Source organism: Lactococcus sp. KTH0-1S (assembly GCF_052544945.1).
In genome coordinates this window covers 1,614,734-1,640,312 of record NZ_CP195165.1, presented here as the reverse complement: position 1 = coordinate 1,640,312, position 25,579 = coordinate 1,614,734, and the positions used below count along the sequence as shown (strand labels likewise).

The window sequence follows — 25,579 nt, the reverse complement described above, 5'->3', positions numbered from 1 at the left end:
ACTGTAAATTTACTGACAGAATTTGTCAATAACTTACAGATTCTTTTTATATCGAAAAAATTATAAATTACACTGACAAGAAAGGTTTTTATGTCTAATATTAAAATCACTCCATTAGGTGGTGTGCGTGAATTTGGTAAGAACATGTATTTAGTTGAGGTTGAAGAGCAAATTTTTGTGCTTGATGCAGGACTTAAATATGCTGAAATGGATCAACTTGGTGTTGACTTTGTTATTCCTGATATTACATATCTTTTAGAAAATGCGGATCGTGTCGCAGGAATTTTCTTGACTCACGGACATGCTGATTCAATTGGGGCTTTGCCTTATATCGTTTCTGAATTAAAAGTTCCTGTTTTTGGTTCAGAATTAACAATCGAACTTGCAAAAATTAATGTCAAAAATTATGCTGACAGTCGCAAATTCAACGATTTTCATGTTGTAACTGAAGATACAGAAATTGATTTTGGTAAAGCCGTCATTTCATTCTTCTCAACAACACATACAATTCCAGAAAGCTTAGGAATTGTTATTTCTACAAATGACGGAAACATTGTTTATACAGGCGATTTCCGTTTTGATCCAGCTGTTGCAAAAGGCTATCGTACCAACATGCGTCGATTGGCTGAAATTGGAAATAGTGTAGTCCTTGCTTTACTTTCGTCATCACCAAACGCTTTGTCAACAATGCAATCTGCTAGCGAGCATGAAATTTATGAAAAAATTTATGACTATATTGATGACAATGAAGGACGGGTCATTATTGCTTGTAACGCGGGTAATTTAGGTCGAATTCAACAAACGATTGATGCTGCCATTAAACTTGGACGTCGTGTTGCTTTTACAGGCGAAGATATGGACCAAATCATCGAAACAGCAACTCGTCTTAACAAATTACAAATTGTTGATAAAAAATCAATTATTAAACCAGCAGAAATTAAAAAATATGCTGACAATGAATTAGTTATTTTAGAAACAGGACGAATGGGTGAACCACTCAAATCTCTTGGAGACATGGCTCATCGTCGTCATAAATACGTTAAAATTAAAGATGGAGATTTAGTACTTGCTGTTACAAGTCCATCTGTCTCTTACGAAACAACAATTGCTCGTATTGAAAATGAAATCTATAAAGCTGGCGGAGTCATGAAAATGTTGGCTTCAGATTTGAAAATATCTGGTCACGCGAATGCTCGTGATTTGCAATTCTTACTTGATATCTTCCGTCCAAAAAATTTGATTCCAATCCAAGGTGAGTATCGTGAACTTAGTGCCCATGCTGATTTAGCAATGGAAATGGATATTTTGCCGGAACATATCTTTATCGCTAAACGTGGGGAAACAGTCAGTTTGGAAAATGGAGACATGATCCCATCTGGTGTTATTCAAGCTGAAAATGTTATGATTGACGGTTCAGGAGTTGGAGATATCGGTTCAGTTGTTTTACGTGACCGTAAAGTGCTATCAGAAGATGGTATTTTCATTGCCGTTATCACAATTTCTAAGACTGAACGTAAAATCGTCAGCAAATCTCGTGTTCACACTCGTGGTTTTGTTTATGTTAAAACTTCACGTGATTTGATGCGTGAAGCTGGTGAGTTGGTCAACGAAACTGTTGATAAATATCTTTCTGGAAAAGAATTTGATTGGGCAGAAATCAAAGGTTCTATCCGTGATGCTCTTGGAAAATTTTTATATGAGCAAACAAAGCGTAAACCAGTGATTCTTCCAGTAGTTATGGAAGCGCGTCAACCTCAAGATTTAAACAAACGTTATACTAAAAAAAATCATAATAAAAAATAAAAGTTACAAAACCTCCATTTTTTCGTATAGAAAGTTAGGAGGTTTTTATGTCTCAAAAATCAATAAAAAAAATAACGATGACTGTTGGAGTGGGGTTACTGACAGCTATTCTTAATCCCACATTCTTGAATCATCAGTTGCTGACAGAATTGCCGGTGGAGGCCACGACAAGTAAAATTACATATACTGATGAGCAAAAAATTACTTACAATCTTGATAAAGTTTCATTGACAGCTGAAGTTGCCTCCTATGCTGGCTTGGCGGGAGCTGATATTGTAATTCCGGACATCATTGAAAGTAACGGTCAAACCTATGCAATAACTTCAATTGGAACTTATGCATTTTCAAATAGTGGAATTCATTCGGTTATTATCGGAAATAATGTTGTAGACATTAATACGAGTGCCTTTCAAACAACAGCAGCTTTTCCTGACTATTATAAGAAATCACTGACAGAAGTAGTTTTAGGAGCAAAAGTCCAAAATATAAAAACAGATGCTTTTGCTGGGAACGCCATAAGTAGTATAGAATTTCCAAATTCTGTCCTAAAGATTGCGACAAGAGCGTTTGCAAATAATAATTTAACTGAACTTTCATTGGGGCCAAATATCACAGAAATTATGGCCAAAGCCTTTCAAAGTAACCAAATCTCTACAATAGAATTTGCTGATGAATCATTGACAATAGTAGATTCAGCAGCCTTTTCTGGGAGCCCCGTTCAGAGCTTGACTTTGGGAATTGGAGTAACATTGGCTGATGATGTATTCAATAAAATAAGTCCTTTATTTGGTCAGTTATCAGATTTACCGACAGATGGAATTCGGATAATTTCTGTCAATTCTAGTGGGCTTTTGGATAAAAGTTGGATAAAGTCTGACAGTTCACAGTCGACTTCTGCGAGGACAGAAGAAGCGGATACAGCCACTTCCCCTTCTTCCAATTCAGTAGAGCAAGTTGATGTTTCCAGTTCAGAATCAACACAAGAGGCACATTTGGCTTCACTTTATCCAATATCTGAAGCGAGTAGTGTTACAGATAATACTTTAAATTCAACCTCTTCTTTAAACAGTTCTATTTCTAGCTCACAAACAGAGAAGGGTCAGTCAGGAGCTTCCAGTACAGCAGAAATCAGTTATGATTCAGTAAACCGAAATATTTTGTCTTCTTCAAACCAAACCAATTCCAATTCAAGTAGTGAAAATGATTCGAACCAATCCTCGTTAGGTTCAAGTATGTCCTCTAACGGAGAAAGTAAGCATTCTAATTCTTCCAATATCAACGAAACAAATGATAGTTCAGAATTAACCAATATTTTATCATCATCAAATCCGTCAGAAAGTGATTCAGTATCAGATCATGCAAGTTCTGAAGCTACGGTCAATTCAAATAGTAGTATCAGCTTATCCTCATCAAACATGAGTTTGACTTCTGATTCAGAGTCAGCAACTAATTCACCTGATCTCTCTAATGGATCAGAAACAGCTAATATTTCCTTAGCTTCTACAAACAATAGTTCAAGTTCAGTTTTATCCAGTACGAGCATAGCTGATAATTTAGAAAGAAATCAATCTGGTTCTGATAATCTTACATCCCCCAAAGATAGCTCGGGAACATGTACTTCAGGAGCTGTTTTGTCTTCAGATCAAACAAGCTCTGAAGCTACGGCCAATTCAAATAGTAGTATCAGTTTATCCCCTTCAAACATGAGTTCGACTTCTGATTCAGAATCAGCAACTAATTCGCCTGATTTCTCTAATGGAGCAGAAGTAGCTAATAATTCCTTAGCTTCCGTAAACAATAGTTTAAGTTCAGTTTTATCCAGTACAAGCACAGCTGATAATCTAGAAATCAATCAATCTAGTTCTGATAATCTTACAAAGGATAGCATGGAAATATCTACTTTAGGAGTCGTTTCTACTTCAAATCAAACAATTTCTGAAGCTTCAAACAATTCAATGAGCAGTATTAATTCACCATCATCAAGTATGAGTTTAACTTCTAACTCAGAATCAGCAACTAATCAGTCTAATTCTTCTGAAGTAACAGAAGTAGCTAATAATTCATCAACCCACTCCTCAGATATTTTAAATAGTGATTCAAATGATAGTTTAGGTTCAGATTCTTCAAACCTTAGTAGTAGCCCTAATTTGCAAACGAATCAAACTATTTCGTCCAGACCAAGTGAAGTAAATAATATATCAGAAAACCCTAAGAAAGTTTCTTCTTCAAATTCAGTTCAAGAAAACTCAACAGACCATGAGATGTCTACGAACCCAAAAAGTAGCATAAGTTCACCTATCAACACAATTTCTGGCTCACAACCAAAAGTGAGTCAGTCAAATCTACTGAATACAACAGTAGGAATCAACAATCCAATAACTTTTAATAATTCTTCATCAGAAAATTCCGCTGCCTCTAATCTAACTAGTTATTCAAATAATAATCCAGAATCATCAGAATCAAGATATTTAAATATATCTAATGAGGCACAAAGAAACAGTCATTCAGAAATTTCTTATAGTTTGCCATCTTCAAATTTAAATGAAAACAACGTGTCTTCATTACAATCACAAGGAATTTTAGAAAGTTCTAAAAGCTCAACAAATAAGAGAAGTTCATCATTATCAATTATAAACTCAATTTCTCACCCACAAAATGAAGATAATCAGTCAAATTCTTCTGATGAAGTAAAATCAAATAATAACATAGAGTCAAGTTTAGATCAATTAAATTCCATAAGTAACAAAACTCATGTGAATTCTTTGACTAGCCAAAAACTATCAGTAATTTACACCTTACCAAGCAAATTAAAAGTGACGAATGAAAAAAATAAAAATTCAAATACAATAAGCGAAGAAAAACTGATCAGAACCCCTCAAAAAAATGCTGAAAGTCAAAATTTTGGTCAAATAACTGCTCTTGACTTATCTTTTAACAAAGAAGTAGAGACTATGGAAGATTCTAAATCAGCTGCAGATAAAGTTCTTGATAAAGAAAATGGTGACCAGAGTCAAAATAATAAAACGAATACTATTGATAAAGATAAAGGTTTTTTTAAACGGTCTGAATTTAATTCTAAAATACTTGATAGTGATAATAATATTTTAAAGAAAGCTGATCTTATAAAAAAACATGGCCAGATAAGTGACAATTTTTTCATTGGCCTAATAACAATTTTAGGAGCTTGTTTTATTTTCATATTTATATTATTTAAAAAGAAAAAAAGAGTGAAAAAAGATATTGACTAGAACTTTTGATGTATTCAATTTTAGCTAAAGAAATGTTATAATGAAGTAATTGTAAAAAATAGAATTGGATTATAAAATATGGCATTTGAAAACTTAACTGAACGCTTACAAAACGTTTTTAAAAATCTACGTGGAAAGAAAAAAATTACTGAGACAGACGTCACAGAAATTACAAAAGAAATCCGAGTTGCTCTCCTTGAAGCCGACGTTGCTCTCCCGGTTGTCAAGAAGTTTATTAAGGCAATCCGTGAACGAGCTGTCGGTGTTGAAGTATCAGAAGCATTAAACCCAGCTCAACAAGTAATTAAAATTGTTGATGAAGAATTAACAGCTATTTTGGGTGGCGGCGAAGCTGAATTACTTAAATCTCCTAAAATTCCAACAATTATCATGATGGTCGGGTTGCAAGGGGCAGGTAAAACAACCTTTGCTGGTAAACTCGCCAAAAAACTCAAAGAAGAGCAAAATGCTCGCCCTTTGATGATTGCAGCCGACGTTTATCGTCCAGCGGCGATTGACCAATTAAAAACCTTAGGTGAACAGCTTGAAATTCCTGTCTATGATGAAGGAACTGCTGAAAAACCAGTTAATATTGTTCGTAATGGTCTTTTAAAAGCTCAAGAAGAACGTAAAGACTATGTTTTGATTGATACTGCAGGTCGTCTTGAAATTGACGACACTCTAATGAACGAATTGCAAGAGATTAAAGCACTTGCTGAACCAACTGAAATTTTGCTTGTTGTTGATGCAATGACTGGTCAAGTTGCAGCACAAGTTGCCAAAACTTTTGATGAAAAATTGGACATTACAGGTGTGATTATCACTAAACTTGATGGTGATACACGTGGTGGTGCGGCATTATCAATTCGTGAAATTACAGGAAAACCAATTAAATTTACAGGGACTGGTGAAAAATTAACAGACCTTGAAGTTTTCTACCCTGATCGAATGAGTTCACGAATTCTTGGAATGGGTGATATGCTCACCTTAATTGAGAAGGCTCAAGCAAATTATGACGAAGAACAATCAGCAAAACTAGCTGAAAAAATGGCTGAAAATCGTTTTGATTATGAGGACTTTGTTGAACAACTTGATCAAGTGACAAATATGGGACCAATGGAAGATATTATGAAAATGATTCCAGGAATGTCACAAATGCCTGGTTTAGATAAGGTTAAAGTTGATCCTAAGGATGTTGCCAGAAAACGAGCAATGGTCTTGTCAATGACACCGGCAGAACGTCATTTAGAGGCTGAACTGTCACCAGCCCGTCGTCGTCGGATTGCCGCAGGTTCTGGAAATTCATTTATTGAAGTAAATAAATTCATTAAGCAATTTAATCAGTCCAAAGAAATGATGCAAGGAATCATGAATGGTGATATGAATGCGATGATGCAAAAAATGATGGGTGGAGCCGGTGGACAAATGCCGAATATGCCTGCAGGTTCTGGAATGCCCGATATGTCATCTTTGGGTGATTTACAAGGGATGATGGGCAATGGTTCAGCAAATGGGATGCCCGATATGAGTTCTATGTTTGGTGGTGGTTTAAAAGGTAAAGCAACTGAGTTTGCTATGAAACAAGCCATGAAACGTGCTCAAAAGAAAATGAAAAAAGGTAAGAAAAAACGCTAAAAAAAAACAGGAAAACTCCTGTTTTTTTATTTAACCGCTTTTTCTCTTTGAGTGTATTCAGATTTAAGAATCCCCATAAAGTAGCTATCATGATATCTGCCGCCAGCAAAGAATTGTTCCTTAATTGTTCCTTCAATTTTGAAACCTAGTTTTTTATAGATATGAACAGCAGGAGCATTATCAATATCGACCCATAAATAAACTTTATGCATATTTAGAGTATTGAAAGCATAGTCAACACCTGTCTTCAATGCTTTTTGAGCGTAGCCTTTTCCAGAAAAACCAGAGATGATAATGATTTGAATTTCGCAGGTACGATGAATGTAATCAATAGACATAAGTTCCACAATTCCAATAAAAGTATCATTGGCTTCAATTACAAAGCGACGTTCAGTATTATCATGGATATGTTTATCATAAAGACTGGTTAACTCATCTAGTGATTCATAAGGTTCTTCAAACCATAGCCGCATTGTTTCAGCTTTATTATTGATGATATGAATATTTTTTAAATCTGTTCGTTCCAATGCTCTGATTTTCATTGTTGGTTCATTTGTTAATGTAGTCATTATTCTACTCCTTGATGATATTTCTTTATAAAATAAAAAGCCTTGTTATTTAATTATAACAAGACTTAAATTTTTAAGCGACTATTTGAAAATTCCAAAACCGCCGTCCCAAGAAATTTTTTCAGAAGCAGCTAAAGTAATTTGCAGAAAACCAATAGCTTCTAGTTCGCGAGCCCTTTTTAGTGAACCAGCGTCTAATAGATTCAAACCACTATTTTCAAGAGATTTAATAATGGTTTCTTTTGCTTTTTGACTATCACTAGCGAGTAAAACGGTTGTTTGATGTTCATTTGCTACTTTTTTTGTTGCCAATGCATCGGAAAAAGTCGTATTAAAAGCCTTAACAATCATTGAATTTGGGAGTTGTTTAGCAATGAGAGCCGCGGCAGAAGTATCCGAAGGCACTAATAGACTATCAAATGTTGTGAAATCAACGGGATTTGTAATATCGATAATTATTTTTCCTTGTAAATCAGTCGAATATTCTTGGATGATTCCAGCAATTGCGACATAAGGAACAGCCAAAACAACAATTTCACCCAATTCTGTTTTAGCTGAGTTTGATAAGATATAGTTGACTTTATTACCAGATGAACTAAAATTATCACCGATTGCTTTCCCCATTTTTCCTTTACCAAAAATACTAATTGTTTCCATAGTCTTCCTCCTCTAAGATTGATATTGTTATTAATTTGATTATATCATTGAAAAAATGAAACCTATAACAATATACCTTACAATACTTAAGTGATTAATAAATTTTTATTGACAGTTAGTTAATATTTATGTGATAATGGTTAGATATAATCTTTTAGGGAGTGAGGGAATATGAATTCGGAATTAACTTTTAAACAAGGCTTGAAAGATACAATGCCGACAGTTTTTGGATATATTGGGATAGGAATTGCGTTTGGGATGATAGGGCACAGCGAGGGGTTTAGCGTTTGGGTAATCTTATTACTCTCATTGATTGTTTACGCTGGTTCAGCACAATTTATCATGGTTAGTATGCTAGCAACTCATAGTCCTATTATGTCAATAGTATTGAGTGTATTTTTAGTTAATTCACGAATTATCTTAATGAGCATGACGACGGCTTCATATTTTAAAAATGAAAGTTTACTGAAAAATATTTTACTTGGGACATTATTGACCGATGAAAGTTTTGCTTTAGGAATGAATAAACAAAACTATACTGAGGGTAAATTGAATTTTTCTTGGTTTAACGCATCAAATTTACTAGCCTATTTAGTTTGGGCATTAGCCAGTGCTATTGGAGCTCTATTAGGGAATTTACTAGCAAATCCAGAAAAATTAGGTTTGGGATTCGCAGTTATCGCAATGTTTATTGGCTTACTTTATTTGCAACTTATTAGTGATAAAACTTTGGGTTTAATGCTACAGTTAGTCATGGTTGGAATTACCTTGGTTCTATTTTATTTTGGTTTGATATTTTTGCCAAGTAACTTGTTAGTTTTATTTGTTACTTTGATTGCTTGTGCTTTAGGTGTGGGGGTAAAACGTGTCTTCTTTTGAATTTATATCATTAACAATTATTGGATGCGCTATTGTAACTTGGATTTCAAGAGTTCTACCTTTTATTTTATTAAAAAAAATGAGTTTGCCTCAAATAGTTGTGGAATATTTAAGTTTTGTACCGGTTGTTATTATGTCAGCCTTATGGATTTCAAATCTTTTTATTCAACATTTAGGTCATTTACCATCGGTTAACTGGAATAATTTACTTGCTTCAATTCCAACGGTTTTAGCAGCTATTTTGACAAAAAACCTATTAGTCATTGTTATTGTAGGAGTTCTCTCCCTAGCATTTATTCAATTATTAATGTAAAAAATCAATCTTTAAATAATAACTTCTAAAAATAACCAGAGCTTTTTGAACTTTGGTCATTTTTGTTTTTTTGGATCTGAAAATTTGAGCAATATAATCGTCAAAAGTAATCCTATGATGATTAGAAGGAGAGGTTTATAACCGTCACTTCCCGTAAATGGAAGAGTCCAATTTGTATTTGAAAGAACGCTTGTAGTTACTGCTTGACTAATCGTTTTATCGGGTTCAATTTGAGTTGCACTGATAATATCCTTGGGATTTAGACTTATTTCTGATGGAATTGATAGACTAAATTTACCATTAGTATCAACGCTTGTTTGAGAACTTATTCCATTTGGAAAAGTGATGATAATTGTACTTCCAGTAATACCTGTTCCAGAAATAGTTGAGTCACCAACACGTACAGTATCGAGTGTTGGTGGGGCAGATTGAAGTTGTGAGCTATTTACAGGGGTTGTTACTTGTGCACTATTTTCCAAATTAGGAGAAATTTGAATAGCTGTGAGCTGGTTACCTGCGACCAAGTTTATATTTCCAGGTACCGTTACTGACCAAGTTGAATCAGAATTAACTGTTCCTCCTACATTATTTCCATTTGGAAATGTGACAATCACACTGCTTCCAGAAACATAAGAGGGGACTGTTCCATTAATAGTTGTTGCATTAGGTGAAATCGTATCGAAAGTTGGACTTTGAGCAGTACCAGAATTATTTGGAATAACAGTTATTGTTGAAATTGTACTGACTGATTCGGCACTTGCTCCTATTCCAACAATTTGTGTTGCAGATAGTTGATCGCCAACCGTTAATATAAGATTAATTGGGAGGGTTATTGACCAAGTACCGTCATTTTCTACGGTAATTGTTTGGATACTGCCATTCGGAAAAGTTACCGAAACGCTTGCACTAGCTACACCTGTTCCAGAGACGATAGTATCAGTAGCTTTGACGGTATTGAAAAGTGGAGCTGGAGATTGTAGGGTATACATAAAACTGGCTTTTGAAGTTGTATCAGCGATTACAGTTTCTATTTTCAAATATCCAGTAATCAGAACACTCACAGCAAGAGTTAGGAAAAATATTTTTTTCACGAAGTAGATCTTTCCTTTCTTATGGGGCTGATGTTAATGTCCAAGTTAATTTATCTATTGCCCAGCCATTAGTAGTTGTCAAAAGAGGGCTTGCAAACGAGAGTTTGAAGACGGGCATGATATTAACGGTCTCATAACCTGTATTTGTATTTCCACCTTGCGGATTAGTATTGGTAAATATAATTGACGGAGTAGTTGATAATTGTTCTTGATTGGTATTTTCCTGCCCACTTGAAATACCTGCTGATGAAGTTGCAGAACTTTTTATCAAAGTAATGTTTCCACCAAATAAATTTCCACTATCTGATAGTGATAAAGACCAAGTTGCAGGAGTTGAGCGGGTATCGTATATCTGTGCGTAGATATTGGGGTCTTCTCTTGTAACTGGTGTCCCATTTGAATTTAGCATTGGAATATTTGTCCAGTCAGCTGGCTGATTTGCTGTGCTGTAAATTCCAAAGTTAAGGTCGGGCACTGACTTTATTGTCAAAAGTCCTGCTGGTAAAACGGAGAGTGAGACCGTTGTTGAAATACCATATTGAAGTGTTGTGAATGTCAGATCGGTTGTTTGAGTTGTTGTTGCTGAACCATCCAAGGTTTTCAGCCAATTAAAAACATTGGTTGCATTTGAGAGAGAGGTTGTTGCGGAAGAAGAAGCGATTGATGCTGAAACATTAGCACCAGCTGCTCCTGTTGAGGTGATAGGATTCATTAGGTCAGTACCTAGAGCCGTTGCTGAAGAATTATTAGTTAGTATCGTTTTAACTTGAGACATAGTTAAAGTGACATTTTGTGCTGAAATTGTTCCTGGGATAATTAATATTTGTACTGTTTGACTATTTGTTCCTCCCATACCATCGGGAGCCGAAAAAGTAAGATTAAAGGTAGTTCCTGAAGAGATGACTGTCGCGGACAAATCTGAAATGATTTGATTGTAGAGTTGAGTGTTAGTGTAGTTATCAGAGAGCATGTAGCTTGCTCCTGCATCAGCCCACCCACTGATTTTTATATTACTTGAAAGATCAGTATTAGTTGCATCGGTTGCAGTAGCTCCTGTTAACTGAAGCAAATCTTTAGCGATTTCATTATCGAAATTACTGTCAGCAGCATTTTGTCCTTTGATAGTATTCATGTCCTTAGCAATACTATTAACGACTTGAGTAACTGTGGTTACATTATTGGCAGAAAGACTTCCAGCAACGACTGTTATTGTGCCTGAGAAAAGAATACCGTCGGCGGTAATATATTTGATAGTGATTTTAGTACCAAGTTTTTGATAGTTAATGCCATTATTGATTGTATTGCTTGTGGTGGAAAGGGCGTTTGAAAGATCGGCAGCAAACTGACTTTGTGAGTTGTAAACGATTGGTGTGATTGAGTTTGTACCATTTGTTATATCTACTTCAGTTGCTTTTACAATATTATTTGAACCATCATAATACTGGGCAGAAGGTTTTAGATAAGCAGCTAAAGCCGAGTAGACGTCGCTTGTACTAGCAATTGCAGTAAGTTGGCTGACTGATAGGTTTGGATTTGAAATGTTTGTTGTGGAAGTTTCAAGTGGTGGTGGTGTAGTATTACCACTATCGGTTACAGAATCATTAGGTTTAACATTATAAATTAGAAAATTAGTTCCTGTTTGTCCACTATTACTAATCAGATTGTTCCAATTTGTTGGATTAAGGAAATTTCCAGATTGACTTGTTCCATCTGAGCCATCAAACCAACTTCCTGGGAAAAATCCCCAGTTATGTCCAGCTTGATTTGTAAACATCCAACTTGAAATGGACGAAGTAACCGGATAATTTAAAGAAAGACTAGAGTCTGAAATTTGGCTTGCTGGTCCATCACTTCCGCCAGGAACATAGGACGTATAGAGCGTATTGCTGTTATAAATGGGAGAATCATTACTTGCTAGAACAGCATTGGTGCTTGGACTTGTTGCTGTATGATTTGGCCATTCCCAATCAATATAAGAAGATGTAGCTCCAACGGTTGGTGTGCGGACTTCTGCATGGCGAATATAATTTCCTGTGCCAATGGTAAGAAAAGAAGCGGGAGAAATTTGAGCATTTACTGTCCAACCAAATGTTGAACTTGCAGGATAAATTAACTCTGCAAGATTATTATAAGTTGCGCCGTTGACGCTATTACTAAAATAAGAGGCATAGGCATAATTTTTGTCTAAGCTAGAACCAATAAATCCATTTGTGCCACTGCTTGATGACAAACTAGGATTAATATTCCATTGTCCAGCACCTGTTGAGGTATTTGTTCCATTGATTTGGAATTGACGGATATTACCAAGAATACAAACAACTTGATTGGCGCAAATACCGTTTATTGTGGTTGGAGAATAATCTCCGATATAGGAGAGACCTGTTTGTTGGTCATAACCATTGATTTCAACGGGGTTAATCTTTGTTGCTGTTTGACCTGAAACTGGAATAATCAGCATCATATGTTGAAAATTTGAACCAGTTGAACCCCAAATGGCCGTTGTTGATTTAAGATTGTTCTCATTGATATTTAGCCCTCGACTAATAAGTGGTTGCCACGTTAGAATGGATTGGCTAGTGTAATTTCCACTAGTGTTTTGTGTTTCTTGGGAATAGGTAGCTTTTGTTAATTGAGAAAAATTCGATGAAATGATTGGAGCGTAATTATTTACCCAAGACCAATTGTTACTGAAATAATAGTCTTTAAGATAGGTATTTGGAGCGACGTTCCATGCACCGACTTGAATTAAGATATTTGTGGGTTGTAAGCCAGCAGTTGGAGTAGTTGAAATACCTCCCTGACTTTTATCAACAATCCCTGAACCTTCATACATGTTTAAACTTCCAAAATTAGCATAGTTATTTTGATAATTGCTTGCATTCGTTTGAATTCCGCCACCATTATAAATGTAGCCTGTGGCACTTAAATCAAGTTCGTTGTAAGGTAAAATATTTAGGCTGGTAAAGTTGTGAACAAGATTGGTTGCTAGTGTCACTTGATTGGAACTTGAAGCAGAGCTGGAGCCAAGGTTTATCGTTGCTGTATTTTGGCTGGTTGTTGCATTTGTGAAATTATCGTTGCCGTCTGCACCAGCTGAAATTTGTTTCACTCCTGTGGCATTGATATTCATGATTGTTGTGGCTAATAAGCCGTTGGTCGTTGCCAAGTTATATGCTGTTGCGTTAATATCATTACTGAAAGTATAATCTGGGCTATTAACGGTCACTTTGATGATGCGGGTTGTTGAGAGAGAAGGTGGACTTGCTTGACCGTCTCCATAAATGGTGTTCACGCTTGTATTTCCTGAAATTCCTGAGATTCCAACATTGATATCTCCTGTAATTGCTCCACCTGTTGCTGAATTTCCCATAAGTGTTAAAATGCCGCCATTTGTTCCGGTAACATCAACATTGACAGTTCCTGTAATTTTATCTGTGTTTGTTTGTCCACCACCATAAACTTGAAAAGTACCGTTTGTGCTGTTTGTATTGAAGGCAACGTTTGTATTTCCGTTGACTGTGCTTGTATTATTTCCACCACCGTAGATATTGAGATTGTTTCCAGATGTGTTTGTGACTGTCAGGGATGTATTTCCAGTGACAGTTCCTCCATCAGAACCGCCATAGATATTAAAAGTACTCGAGCCAGTCGCTCCTATCCAAATACTTGTATTTGCTACGCTTGCTTGTTTTGCCCCGCCATAAAGATTGATTGCACCAGTGAAAAACGCGCCTGAACGAATGGCAAGATTATTTCCATTGGCATAAATGCTACTTGAACCAGCGAGAGTAATATTACGAAAAACGGTTGGAACGGAAAGATTTAGAATTGATGGAAGGGTAATTTGATTAGCATTTGGATCAAGATTGGTAGTAGAAGTATTAAGGTTATCGGTTGAATCCGAAATAAAAGTGAGGCCTTTCGCATTTACAGTGGTCACTTTTGATAATTCTTCTTGGTCAGTACTGGTTAAGCTATATGCAGCTCCAAAATAAATAACATAGTCAATTGGGTTGGCTTGATTAAGAATAGTATCATCGAGAGCAGAAGCAAGGCTTGAATAATTAGTTTTGGTGCCGTTATTGCTGACAATGGAAATGCTCGTTCCAGAAACTTGTCCTGAAATTGATTTACTGTAACCAAAACTATTATTGGCTAAAATAAGTCCGGGAATGTCTGTGGCAGCATAGACTTTGTTTAAATTTGATAAATTGGAAATTGCAGGTTTGAATTGATTAGGAAGAAAATTATTGGTGATTTTTTCAAGAGGCGAAAAAAGCTCCAATAAAAAATTTGCTGGAGTTAGAATTAAAAATATTAAAAGAAGAAAATTGAGAATTAATTTTGATTTTATAATTTTTTTAGGCATAGAATTAAATTTATTTGTGTGAATGCTTTTTAATAAACATAGGAAATGGTGTATTATTAAAATTATGTCTTTTAAGTTTCTTTTAGAATTCATTATATCACAAAACGAAATAGAAGATAAGAATTAATTATTTATATTTTTAGTAATTTGATTTTATTAATAAAAATTTATCAATTATTTGTAATTCTCTCTCGTATTTGTCGACATATCTTGCTATAATAAGTGATTATGACAAGAAAAAATATTTTGAGTGTTAAACGAATCGTGGTGAAGATTGGAACGAGTTCGTTGATTTTGCCAAATGGAAAAATAAATTTATCAAATATTGACGAGTTGGCTTTTGTTTTATCTGATTTGAATAACAACGGTTATGAAGTGATTTTGGTGACTTCTGGAGCGATTGGTGTCGGTTTGAATGTGCTTGGTTTGGATAAACGTCCCAAAGGAATTGCTGACCAGCAGGCTTTGGCTTCAATCGGTCAGGTTGAATTGATGAGTCTTTATACGCAAATGTTTCGTCGTTATTCGCAAAAAGTTTCTCAGTTACTTTTGACACGTGATGTGACTGATTTTCCAACGAGTCGTGAGAATGCTGAAAATGCACTAAATGCATTACTTGGGCTTGGAATTATTCCAATTATTAATGAAAATGATGCTATTGCGGTTGATGAAATGGATCATCAAACAAAATTTGGTGATAATGATAAACTGGGAGCGATTGTTTCTAAATTGGTGAATGCTGATTTATTGATTATGCTGTCAGATATTGATGGACTTTTTGATAAAAATCCAACGATTTATGATGATGCGAAAATTTTTAATGAAATTCATGAAATAACTGATGAATTACGTCAAATGGCTGGTGGTGCTGGTTCACGTTTTGGAACTGGCGGAATGACTTCAAAATTGGCGGCTGCACAGATTTTATTTGAAAATGGTCAAGAAATGGTTCTGACCAATGGCGAACGGATTCGAGAGATTAAAGAAATTATCGAAGGACGTGAGATTGGGACTTATTTTCATCAAAAATCTTGAGAAAGAAGGATAAAATGATGATTGAAGAACTTGGATTAAAGGTTAAAAAGGCGAGCAAAGAAGTAGCAAAGCTATCAACTGCTGACAAAAATGTTTTTTTGCAAAAATTAGCTGACAGCCTTATCGAAAATACTGACAGAATTATTTCTGAGAATGAAAAAGATTTGGCTAATGCTCTGGAACATGGAATTTCTGAGATTATGGTTGACCGTTTGCGTCTAGATGCGCAAAGAATTTCTGATATGGCAACAGGGTTGAGACAAGTTGCGGAACTTCCTGACCCAATCGGGCAAGTATTGCAAGGTTTCACTAATCTTGATGGACTTAAGATTTTGCAAAAAAGAGTGCCCCTTGGCACTGTTGGAATGATTTTTGAAAGTCGTCCAAATGTGACTATCGATGCTTTTTCTCTTTGTTTTAAAACAGGAAATTCTGTTTTGTTACGCGGTGGGTCTGATGCGATTTATTCTAATATGGTTTTAGTTGAAATTATTAAGGAAAATTTGTTGTCAGCAAAAATTACTGACGGAGCAGTTGAATTGTTGTCTGATACAAGTCATGCTGAAGCAGAAAAAATGATGCAGGCAGATAAATTTTTAGATGTTCTGATTCCGCGAGGGTCAGCGCGATTGATTAACCGTGTCAAAGAAAAAGCAACGGTTCCTGTCATTGAAACTGGGGTGGGTAATTGTACAATTTTTGTTGATGAATCTGCTGATTTAGAAATGGCGACCAAAATTGTGATAAATGCTAAAACACAGCGTCCTAGTGTTTGCAATGCAGCCGAAAGTTTAGTGGTTCACGCAAAAATTGCTGACGAATTTTTACCAAAGTTGGAAAATGAAATCAATAAAGTTCATGAAATTGAATTTCGTGCTGATGAGCGTGCGCTGAATGTTCTGTCAGCTGGAATTCCTGCAACTGACGATGATTTTGGGACAGAATTTTTAGATTATATTCTGTCAGTAAAAACGGTTGATAATTTGGATGAAGCAATTGAGCACATTAATACTTATTCAAGTCGTCATTCAGAAAGCATTATCACTCATGATTATTTCAATGCGCAAAAATTTCAAGATGAAATTGATGCGGCAGCCGTTTATGTTAATGCGTCTACAAGATTTACTGACGGTTTTGTATTTGGCTTAGGTGCTGAAATTGGCATTTCAACTCAAAAACTTCATGCCAGAGGACCAATGGGCTTAGAGGCTCTAACCTCAACAAAATATCTGATTGATGGCACAGGACAAATTCGTTAAAAATAATAAAAGACTCGGCTTATAAAAAGTCGAGTCTTTTAATTCATCAGTAATTTTATAAATTGACAAGTTCTGTCAGTAATTAAATTTCATATTGAACATGTTTTTTATGTTCGTCAGTAGTTTCATCAAGTTCAATGGCTGAGCGACAAACTTTCTCACTTTCTAAAAGCTTACGAACAGCGATTTTTGCATCTGAGAAATCTTGATTTTCGGGAATCACAATGTGAATCATTGCTGCATTTTGCTCACCGTCAATTGACCAAATGATAAGTTGTGTAACAGCAAGTACTTCAGGAAGTTGTTCAAGGGCTCTTAGAAGATTTTTGTAATCAATATCTTCGGGGACTGATTCAAGAAGAATACGTAAAGTTCCCCAGAATTTTGGAATGGCTTTAGATAAGATGAACAAAGCAATTAGAATAGAAAGAAGTGGGTCGAGCCAGTACCATTTTACAAAATGAAGGACGATTGAAACAATGAGAACTCCCAGCCAACCTAAAACGTCTTCGAGCGCGTGAAGATTTAAAATACTTTCATTTCGTGAGGAACCCCGAGCCAAAAGCCATGCACCAAAACCATTGGCGACAATTGCAAAAATAGCCAAACCAAGCATACCTGTTGCTTCTACAGGTTGAGGGTTGAAAAATCTAGGAACGGCTTCGAAAAGCACAATGAAACTCCCCGTAATTAAAATGACACTTGTGAGTGAGGCGCCGAGTAAACTAAAACGTTGATAACCAAAAGAGAAGTGTTTGTCTTCTCGTTTTTTAGAGAATTTTTGGAAAAACCAGGCTAAACCGATAGCAACGGCATCTCCTGTGTCATGGACGGCATCAGATAAAATAGCCGTAGAATTAAAGAGCACCCCAAAAATAAATTCTAAAATCGCAAAGAAGAGGTTTAAAGCAAAAACAATTGTGACGTTTTGTGAGACAAGTTTATCCAGATGATTATGGTCATGTTCGCTTTTTATTTGATTATTTTTAAGGCTCATGATTTCCTCCCTCTTGTTCATCCAAATGTTCTGCAACATCTTTCAAAAGATGTAAAATATGGCGGTCATAGATACTGTAAGTGACCGTTTTTCCAATTTTTTCATTCGTTAAAATTCGTGCATTTTTTAAAAGTTTTAGTTGTTGACTGACAAGAGATTGAGAAAGTTGTGTTTTTTCAACAATCTCATTTACGGTTAGGTTATCAGTGGCTAGGCTGGAAATAATTTTTAAACGTCCGTCGTTAGAGAAAAGTTTAAAAAATTCAGCAATATCTTTTTCGTTAATCATATTATTATATTATAATTTTATAATATATTTGTCAAGCTTTCTTTAAATATTTTATTTTAAGTTATTTTTGTTATGATAAACTGAAAGGAGAAGTTTTGCAAGATTTTATCCAATATATTTATTCTGCTTTTGAAAGAATCGCAGACTTTAGTGACCAGCAAAAAATAATTTTATTAGGCTTGATTTGTGGGCTTTTAATAGCTATCTTTCTTTATCCCTTATTAAGAATTTTAGTAACGCTTTTACATGAATTTGGTCATGCTCTGGCGGCAAAAATTACTTTTGGTAAAGTTTATAGAATTCATCTTAATCATGATAGTTCCGGCCTCACCCAAACAAGTGGTGGTGGGAGAAGCTTCTTTGTTTTATTGATGGGCTATCCAACGCCCTTGCTATTTGGCTGTCTCTTTAGCTGGTTTTTGATTATTAATCATCCAGAATTCATTCTTATAAGTCTGTTGATAGTCAGCCTTTCTGTTCTAATTGTCGTTAAAAATTGGTATGGCTTTTTGATTTGTTTGCTAGGAATTTTAATGACAGGGGCTTTGCTTTATTTTGGTCAAATTCAGATTTTTAATTTTATTGGTGGAGCTTTAATTGGTTTTCTGACTTTAGGGGCATTCATTGACCTTAAAGTAATTTTTCATAAAAATGAGGAGCTTTCTGATGCAGATTTACTCCATGAGAAATTTCAAATAATCCCTGCTTTTGTTTGGAAATTAATTTTTCTTTTAATGATGTCATCTTGTCTATTTTTGATTATAATCACTTTCAAGACTTTATTCTCTAAATAAAAAATAATTTTTGACAAGTGGCGAGAACTTTGCTATAATCTATCTAACCTTTAAGATTGTCCAGAGAGGCAGGCAAGGTCAGAAATTAATAATGTAATAATATGATGGATACTGTCCATTTTCTGATACCTACCTGCATTCTCTTTTGAGTGCAGGTTTTTTGTATGTTAATGGACAACTTAGAAATGGAAGTTAAATCGCTAAATGAAAGATTGGTTAGTTTACTGACCAATTGATCATCAAGAATGAAAGGAGCCACAATGGCTAGAAAAGAAATTATTGACGAAATCACAATGAAACGTGCAATTACACGTATCACTTACGAGATTATTGAACGTAATAAAGAGCTGGATAAATTGGTTTTGATTGGGATTAAAACACGCGGTGTTTATTTAGCAAAAAGAATCCAAGAACGTTTGCAACAATTAGAAGGTTTGGAAATTCCTTTTGGTGAGTTGGATACGCGTCCATTCCGTGATGACAAACAAGCTCAAGAAGATACGACAGAAATTGACATCGATATTACAGGAAAAGATGTCATTCTTGTCGATGATGTGCTCTACACAGGTCGGACAATCCGTGCGGCAATTGATGGAATTGTAAAACTCGGTCGTCCAGCTCGTGTTCAATTGGCTGTATTAGTTGACCGTGGACATCGTGAATTGCCAATTCGTGCAGACTACGTTGGGAAAAATATTCCAACAGGTCGTGATGAAGAAATCATTGTTCAAATGTCTGAACACGATGGCAATGATAGTATTTTAATTAAACGTGAAGATTAAAAAATTTCTGTCAATAATTTAAAGTAAAAAATATGCTGTCAGTTACTGACGAAAGAATTAAAAAATATTCAACTTAGAGTTTTAGGAGAAAAAAGTGCACGATAATGATATTATCTTAAAAGTTGATGAGAAACCAGCTGCAAGTCAGTGGTTTGGTCTCTCATTTCAACATTTGTTTGCCATGTTTGGCTCAACGGTTTTGGTGCCAATTTTAGTTGGGATTAACCCAGCCATTGCCCTCTTGAGTTCTGGACTTGGTACACTTGCACACATGAGTGTTACAAAATTTAAAGTGCCAGCATACATGGGTTCAAGCTTTGCCTATATTGGTGCGATGACTTTACTGATGAAAAATGGTGGAATGCCAGCCATTGCTCAAGGGGCAATGACCGGTGGATTGGTTTATCTGATTGTCGCTTTAATTGTAAAATTTGCAGGTAAAGGCTGGATTGACAAAGTTTTACCGCCAATCGTCGTTGGGCCAATCGTTATGGTCATTGGATTATCACTTGCTCCAACAGCAATTAATGATGCCATGTACACGGACGTTGCAAATCTAAAAGGATACAGTTTAGCTTATATCATTATTGCCCTCATCACTGTGCTATCTATTGTCATTTACAGTATCTACGGCAAAGGATTTCTGTCAGTTGTTCCAATTTTACTTGGAATCATCACAGGTTATGTTGCAGCAATGATTATTGGTAAGATTACAGGGATGAACATTGTTTCATTCACTGGAATCTCACATGCTAAATGGCTAACCATTCCGCCAATGGAAATTCCATTTGCCAATTACAAGTGGGCCTTCTATCCGTCAGCAATTTTGACAATGGCACCGATTGCTTTTGTCACAATGACTGAGCATTTTGGCCACATTATGGTTTTGAATTCATTAACTAAAAAAGATTACTTTAAAGAACCAGGATTAGAAAAAACATTAACTGGTGACGGTCTAGCTCAAATCATCGCCGGATTTATCGGTGCACCGCCGGTGACCTCTTACGGTGAAAATATTGGAGTTATGGCTATTACAAAAATTCATTCGATTTATGTTATTGCTGGTGCTGCCGTTCTCGCTATCGTTGTCTCATTCATTGGGAAAATTACAGCACTCTTGCAATCAATTCCAGCACCCGTCATCGGGGGAGCATCCATTGCCCTTTTTGGAGTAATTGCAGCTTCTGGTTTGAAAATTTTAGTTGAAAATAAAGTTAATTTTGATATCAAACGAAACTTACTAATCAGCTCAGTTGTTCTTGTTATCGGGATTGGTGGAATGATCATTAATATCACTCAAAATTTACAAATTTCATCAGTAGCCATTGCAACAATTCTCGGAATTGTTTTAAACCTTGTCTTGCCAAAAGATCCTAGCGAAATTTAAAAGACTCAAAATTACTGACAGAACCGTCAGCAATAAAAAAAGTGAACTTATAACTGAAAGAAATTCTATCAAGATTTCCATCAGTAGATAAAAATTTTGTCAGTTTACTGACAAAACAATCAGATATATTGTCAATAAAACTGTTGTGACAGAGAGCACACAGTCAGGGTAAAGGAGACCTCATGTCAGTAAAAAATGGATTAGTTCAACTCGAAAACCTCACAAGTATGGAAAAATTGAGCGTTGATGAAGTCATGGGACTTATCAAAAGAGCCTCAGCTTTCAAAGCAGGAACAGCAGAATTTGATTTAGAAAAACAAACTTTTGCTTCAAATCTTTTCTTTGAAAATTCTACAAGAACGCACCATAGTTTCCATATTGCTGAGCGTAAATTAGGCTTGGATGTTCTTGAATTTGATGCACAAGCAAGCTCAATTAGTAAAGGAGAAACTCTTTACGATACCGTCTTAACACTTGATGCACTTGGCGTTGATATCTGTGTTATACGTTCAGGAGTAGAACATTACTATGAAGAATTAGTGAATTCAGACAATATTCATTGTGCGATTGTTAACGGTGGAGACGGTTCAGGGCAACATCCAAGTCAATGTTTACTTGACTTGATGACCATTTATGAAGAATTTGGAAAATTTGAAGGTTTAAAAATCGCAATTTCCGGAGATTTAACCCATTCACGTGTCGCCAAATCTAATATGATGATGCTCCAAAAACTAGGAGCAAGACTTTACTTTACAGGTCCAGCAGCATGGTATAGTGAAGAATTCGATGATTACGGTCATTATGCCAACCTAGACCGAATTTTGCCAGAACTTGACGTTCATATGCTCTTACGTGTTCAACACGAACGTCATGATAGTGGTGAAAGCTTTTCTAAAGAAGGCTACCATCATCATTTTGGACTGACAGAAGAACGAGCAAAAATGTTGAAACCAACAGCTATTATCATGCATCCAGCTCCAGTCAATCGGGATGTTGAAATTGCTGACAGCCTTGTTGAAAGCCCACAAAGTCGGATTGTCCAACAAATGAGCAATGGTGTTTATACGCGAATGGCAATTCTTGAAGCAATTCTTGCTGGAAAAAAAGCTAAATAATTCAAAGCGCTGAAAACAAGAAAAAAATAATTGTTAAAGCAAAATTCAAAGGAAATATTTATTATGAGCAAAAGACTTTTAATTTTAGAAGACGGAACCATTTTTGAGGGAGAATCTCTTGGTGCAAACTTGGATGTTACAGGTGAACTCGTCTTTAATACAGGAATGACAGGCTATCAAGAATCGATCACTGACCAATCATATAACGGACAAATTTTGACTTTCACTTATCCAATTGTTGGAAATTATGGCGTCAACCGAGATGATTATGAATCAATTCATCCAACCTGTAAAGCCGTAGTTGTTCATGAAGCGGCGCGCCGTCCTTCAAACTGGCGGATGCAAATGTCTTTTGATGAATTTTTAAAAGGAAAAAATATTCCTGGAATTACAGGTGTGGATACTCGAGCGATCACTAAAATTGTTCGAGAACACGGCACTATGAAGGCTTCACTTGTACAAGCAAGGGATGAAGTAGAGCATCAAATGAGCCAACTTCAAGCGACAGTATTACCAACAAATCAAGTTGAAACAAGTAGTACAACGACCGCTTATCCATCACCAAATACAGGCAGAAAAGTTGTCGTTGTTGACTTTGGCTTGAAACATAGTATCCTACGTGAACTTTCAAAACGGGAATGTAATCTCACCGTTGTCCCATACAACACCAGTGCTAAAGAAATTTTGGAAATGGAACCTGATGGTGTTATGTTGACTAATGGTCCTGGGGACCCAACAGATGTACCAGAAGCAATTGAAATGATTAAAGAGATTCAAGGTAAAATTCCGATTTTCGGTATTTGCTTAGGTCATCAATTATTCAGTCTTGCAAATGGAGCAAAAACCTACAAAATGAAATTTGGACACCGTGGATTTAACCATGCTGTTCGTGAAATTGCAACAGGACGAATTGACTTCACCTCTCAAAATCATGGATATGCCGTTTCATCAGAAAATTTACCTGAAGACCTAATGATTACCCATGTTGAAATCAATGACGACTCAGTTGAAGGAGTACGTCACAAACACTTCCCAGCTTTTTCAGTCCAATTTCACCCAGACGCAGCTCCTGGACCTCACGATGCCAGCTATCTTTTTGATGATTTCATGGATCTCATGGATAATTTTAAGAAATAAATCATGGGAGTAGGTGCATACATTTGAAAAAAATTCAATGACATAAATTTTGAAAGAGTTATCAAAATAGTAGCAAGGTTTTGTCCCAATTTTGTTAAGAAAAAGTGAATAAATAACTTGCCTATTTTTTTACTTACAATGATCCTTTCGCTTGAAAAGTATCTTGAAACCTCATAAAATTAAACTATTTATGCACCAGTAACTATTCTATAAGCTTTCTATTCTTTATAGTATTCTAGTGTGTAGCAAAACGCCCAATATTTATTAGGTGTTTTTTAATTACATCTTGTATTGTAATTGTTTTGTGTTTAGGATAAAATTACTATAATGAACTTACTGGAGGAAAGATGAAAAAAAACAGAGTTGAAGCCTTTACAGATGCAATTGTTGCAATAATTTTAACAATCATGGTTTTGGAAATTAAAGTACCGGAAGGGACAAGTGAATTTTCAGCTTTAATAGAAAAAGCACCCTACTTTATAGCATTTATAATAAGTTTTATATTTATTTGTGCTGCTTGGTATCATCACCATTATTTGTTAGCTCAGACAAAGTGGTTTTCACGTAGAGCTTTTTGGGCCAATAACCTATGGCTTTTAACAATGGCGCTCATTCCGCTTTCTACAGCTTGGGTTAGTGAATTTCCGATGGCACGTGCACCAGAGTATTTTTATTTTATGGTTTATGTATTGTGGGCAGCAGCTTATTATTTATTAAATTGGATATTATATCTTGATAATCGTCAATTTGATGGAGCTAAAGAACTATCATTTAATACAGTTCATAGAAAGATTCATCAATTTATCGATATTCTATTATTGGCTGTTGGTATAATAGGAATTTATTTTGTTCCTATTATGGGATTGGTTGTTGCATCGCTACAAATCATAACGTGGGTAGTTTCTTCTCCTGCAGATTCAGATAAAATAGAAGTTGATTAGGAATTTTTTTATTATTCATTTAAGAAATAAGTTCTATAATAACTTTATTCCAAAAATAAACTTTTTCATAAATACTCCTAAAACGTCTACTAATCTAGGCGTTTTTTATTAGCTTGCCTCCTAAAGTGAGGAGAGAAAAATTAGGTTCAGAGGTAAGGAGTTACAGGAATCTTGATAATTATTTTTAACTGAATTTCTTAAATTACATAATATGTTATAATTTAAGGATATGAAAATAAAAAAATAGTGTTTTCGTTAATTATTCTAATAATACTTACGCTTTTGGGTGCTTTCTTTTATGCTTTCAAAGTTGAACCTTACCGTGTAGTTGTTAATGAGCATCAGTTAAATGTTTCAAAGACTAAAGCGAATTTAAAGATAGTCCAGCTTTCTGATTTACATATAAAAAAGGACTTCAATGCTAACCATTTATATAAAGTGATTAAGAAAACGAACGAACAAAATCCTGATTTTATTATTTTTTCAGGAGACTTATATGATAATTATTCTCAATATAATGAAAATGAGGCAGTCATTTCCAAGCTAAAAACTTTAAAAGCGAAATATGGAAAAATTGCAATTTGGGGAAATAGGGATTACGGTGGAGGTGCTGTCAGAGAGTATGAAAATATCATGATTGAATCCGGTTTTTCTCTTTTAAGAAACGAAAATCAAGTTTTTACTTTGGCTAACGAAAGGAAGATTTTGTTTACAGGCTTAGATGATGCACTTTTGGGCAATCCTCAATTTGCCTCATCATCACAGATGTTAGAAACAAGTTATGATATACTATTAACTCATGAGCCTGATGAAGTTAGGCATTATCGAAATAAAGGCTATGAGCTGATTCTCTCTGGTCATAGTCATGGTGGTCAATAAATATTCCGTTCATTCCCCAAGTTCAGAAAAAAGTCACATCACTCATGAGCCATTCTGATAACTACACTGGTGGACTTTATAATTTGGGTGGAAATGAAAAACTGTATGTTAATACTGGTGTAGGAACTACGCACGTTTCTGCTAGATTTGGAGTGGCTCTAGAAATCGCTGTTTTCAATATTGGAATTTAGGCCATAAATGAGAATCAAATATTTGAGAAGAACATGTTATCAAGGTATAATTGGTATATCTTTATTTCAGATATTAATTGTTACTTCTAGAACTCATCGGTTGAACAATCGGAAATCAACAATTAATATCTGATTCAAATAGGGAAAAGATAGTTCTCCTTCGGGAGGATTTTTTAATAAATAAATTTTCTATTCTAAGTATGAAAGGG

At 35.2% G+C, this 25,579-nt stretch carries 21 protein-coding genes; 15 read left to right on the top strand and 6 right to left on the bottom strand.

Annotation, left to right across the window (positions count from 1 at the left end; genetic code table 11):
* Nucleotides 1-90: 90 nt before the first annotated feature.
* From ACRYLU_RS07900 to ffh, 3 genes are all read left to right on the top strand, one after another.
* Nucleotides 91-1,803 (top strand): ribonuclease J, encoded by a 1,713-nt coding sequence (locus ACRYLU_RS07900; RefSeq protein WP_445080841.1) that lies wholly within the window; start codon nucleotides 91-93, stop codon nucleotides 1,801-1,803.
* Nucleotides 1,804-1,850: 47 nt separating this feature from the next.
* Nucleotides 1,851-5,051 carry a leucine-rich repeat domain-containing protein gene (locus tag ACRYLU_RS07895; RefSeq protein WP_445080840.1) on the top strand — a complete coding sequence of 1,067 codons (3,201 nt, stop codon included), beginning with the start codon at nucleotides 1,851-1,853 and terminating at the stop codon, nucleotides 5,049-5,051.
* Between the two features lie 78 nt (nucleotides 5,052-5,129).
* Nucleotides 5,130-6,686: a signal recognition particle protein gene (gene ffh / locus ACRYLU_RS07890; RefSeq protein WP_003129408.1), complete on the top strand. Its 1,557-nt coding sequence runs from the start codon at nucleotides 5,130-5,132 to the stop codon at nucleotides 6,684-6,686.
* Between the two features lie 26 nt (nucleotides 6,687-6,712).
* Here the strand turns inward: ffh and ACRYLU_RS07885 are convergent, their stop codons facing one another.
* Together ACRYLU_RS07885 and ACRYLU_RS07880 are read right to left on the bottom strand one after the other, a co-directional pair.
* Nucleotides 6,713-7,255, bottom strand: a complete 543-nt coding sequence (locus ACRYLU_RS07885) for a GNAT family N-acetyltransferase (protein ID WP_003129407.1) — start codon at nucleotides 7,253-7,255, stop codon at nucleotides 6,713-6,715.
* Between the two features lie 81 nt (nucleotides 7,256-7,336).
* Nucleotides 7,337-7,912 carry an NADPH-dependent F420 reductase gene (locus tag ACRYLU_RS07880; RefSeq protein WP_260310949.1) on the bottom strand — a complete coding sequence of 192 codons (576 nt, stop codon included), beginning with the start codon at nucleotides 7,910-7,912 and terminating at the stop codon, nucleotides 7,337-7,339.
* Nucleotides 7,913-8,083: 171 nt separating this feature from the next.
* On the opposite strand from ACRYLU_RS07880, the gene ACRYLU_RS07875 reads away from it, so the two are divergent.
* Complete coding sequence (locus ACRYLU_RS07875) at nucleotides 8,084-8,791, top strand: AzlC family ABC transporter permease (protein ID WP_010906060.1); 708 nt, start codon at nucleotides 8,084-8,086, stop codon at nucleotides 8,789-8,791.
* Nucleotides 8,778-9,104: an AzlD domain-containing protein gene (locus tag ACRYLU_RS07870; protein ID WP_038601533.1), complete on the top strand. Its 327-nt coding sequence runs from the start codon at nucleotides 8,778-8,780 to the stop codon at nucleotides 9,102-9,104. The genes ACRYLU_RS07875 and ACRYLU_RS07870 overlap by 14 nt, the downstream gene beginning before the upstream one ends.
* Before the next feature lie 56 nt (nucleotides 9,105-9,160).
* Here the strand turns inward: ACRYLU_RS07870 and ACRYLU_RS07865 are convergent, their stop codons facing one another.
* On the bottom strand, nucleotides 9,161-10,195 hold the full coding sequence (locus tag ACRYLU_RS07865; RefSeq protein ID WP_445080839.1) for an Ig-like domain-containing protein: 1,035 nt from the start codon (nucleotides 10,193-10,195) through the stop codon (nucleotides 9,161-9,163).
* A 19-nt stretch (nucleotides 10,196-10,214) separates the two neighbouring features.
* Entirely contained in the window at nucleotides 10,215-14,564 is a 4,350-nt protein-coding gene (locus ACRYLU_RS07860; protein ID WP_445080838.1) for a beta strand repeat-containing protein, read from the bottom strand.
* Between the two features lie 228 nt (nucleotides 14,565-14,792).
* Between ACRYLU_RS07860 and proB the strand changes: the two genes are divergently transcribed.
* Nucleotides 14,793-15,599: a glutamate 5-kinase gene (gene proB, locus ACRYLU_RS07855; RefSeq protein ID WP_260310944.1), complete on the top strand. Its 807-nt coding sequence runs from the start codon at nucleotides 14,793-14,795 to the stop codon at nucleotides 15,597-15,599.
* A gap of 17 nt (nucleotides 15,600-15,616) precedes the next feature.
* Nucleotides 15,617-16,858: a glutamate-5-semialdehyde dehydrogenase gene (locus ACRYLU_RS07850; protein ID WP_098393359.1), complete on the top strand. Its 1,242-nt coding sequence runs from the start codon at nucleotides 15,617-15,619 to the stop codon at nucleotides 16,856-16,858.
* Between the two features lie 82 nt (nucleotides 16,859-16,940).
* Here the strand turns inward: ACRYLU_RS07850 and ACRYLU_RS07845 are convergent, their stop codons facing one another.
* Both ACRYLU_RS07845 and ACRYLU_RS07840 read right to left on the bottom strand, forming a co-directional pair.
* Nucleotides 16,941-17,855, bottom strand: a complete 915-nt coding sequence (locus tag ACRYLU_RS07845) for a cation diffusion facilitator family transporter (RefSeq protein ID WP_038601528.1) — start codon at nucleotides 17,853-17,855, stop codon at nucleotides 16,941-16,943.
* Nucleotides 17,845-18,144: an ArsR/SmtB family transcription factor gene (locus ACRYLU_RS07840; RefSeq protein ID WP_003129394.1), complete on the bottom strand. Its 300-nt coding sequence runs from the start codon at nucleotides 18,142-18,144 to the stop codon at nucleotides 17,845-17,847. The genes ACRYLU_RS07845 and ACRYLU_RS07840 overlap by 11 nt, the downstream gene beginning before the upstream one ends.
* A gap of 95 nt (nucleotides 18,145-18,239) precedes the next feature.
* On the opposite strand from ACRYLU_RS07840, the gene ACRYLU_RS07835 reads away from it, so the two are divergent.
* The 8 genes from ACRYLU_RS07835 (at nucleotide 18,240) to ACRYLU_RS07800 (ending at nucleotide 25,370) form a co-directional block, all read left to right on the top strand.
* Nucleotides 18,240-18,938, top strand: coding sequence for a M50 family metallopeptidase (locus ACRYLU_RS07835; protein ID WP_260310943.1), 699 nt, complete (start codon nucleotides 18,240-18,242; stop codon nucleotides 18,936-18,938).
* A gap of 260 nt (nucleotides 18,939-19,198) precedes the next feature.
* Nucleotides 19,199-19,720, top strand: coding sequence for a bifunctional pyr operon transcriptional regulator/uracil phosphoribosyltransferase PyrR (gene pyrR, locus ACRYLU_RS07830; RefSeq protein WP_010906054.1), 522 nt, complete (start codon nucleotides 19,199-19,201; stop codon nucleotides 19,718-19,720).
* A gap of 94 nt (nucleotides 19,721-19,814) precedes the next feature.
* Entirely contained in the window at nucleotides 19,815-21,107 is a 1,293-nt protein-coding gene (locus ACRYLU_RS07825; RefSeq protein WP_010906053.1) for a uracil-xanthine permease family protein, read from the top strand.
* Nucleotides 21,108-21,289: 182 nt separating this feature from the next.
* Nucleotides 21,290-22,222 (top strand): aspartate carbamoyltransferase catalytic subunit, encoded by a 933-nt coding sequence (locus ACRYLU_RS07820; protein ID WP_012898214.1) that lies wholly within the window; start codon nucleotides 21,290-21,292, stop codon nucleotides 22,220-22,222.
* A gap of 63 nt (nucleotides 22,223-22,285) precedes the next feature.
* Complete coding sequence (locus tag ACRYLU_RS07815; protein WP_311865609.1) at nucleotides 22,286-23,359, top strand: carbamoyl phosphate synthase small subunit; 1,074 nt, start codon at nucleotides 22,286-22,288, stop codon at nucleotides 23,357-23,359.
* A 347-nt stretch (nucleotides 23,360-23,706) separates the two neighbouring features.
* Nucleotides 23,707-24,300: a TMEM175 family protein gene (locus ACRYLU_RS07810; RefSeq protein WP_260311102.1), complete on the top strand. Its 594-nt coding sequence runs from the start codon at nucleotides 23,707-23,709 to the stop codon at nucleotides 24,298-24,300.
* Between the two features lie 246 nt (nucleotides 24,301-24,546).
* Nucleotides 24,547-25,179, top strand: a complete 633-nt coding sequence (locus ACRYLU_RS07805) for a metallophosphoesterase (RefSeq protein ID WP_445080837.1) — start codon at nucleotides 24,547-24,549, stop codon at nucleotides 25,177-25,179.
* Nucleotides 25,180-25,223: 44 nt separating this feature from the next.
* Complete coding sequence (locus tag ACRYLU_RS07800) at nucleotides 25,224-25,370, top strand: hypothetical protein (RefSeq protein ID WP_445080836.1); 147 nt, start codon at nucleotides 25,224-25,226, stop codon at nucleotides 25,368-25,370.
* The last annotated feature ends 209 nt before the right edge of the window (nucleotides 25,371-25,579 follow it).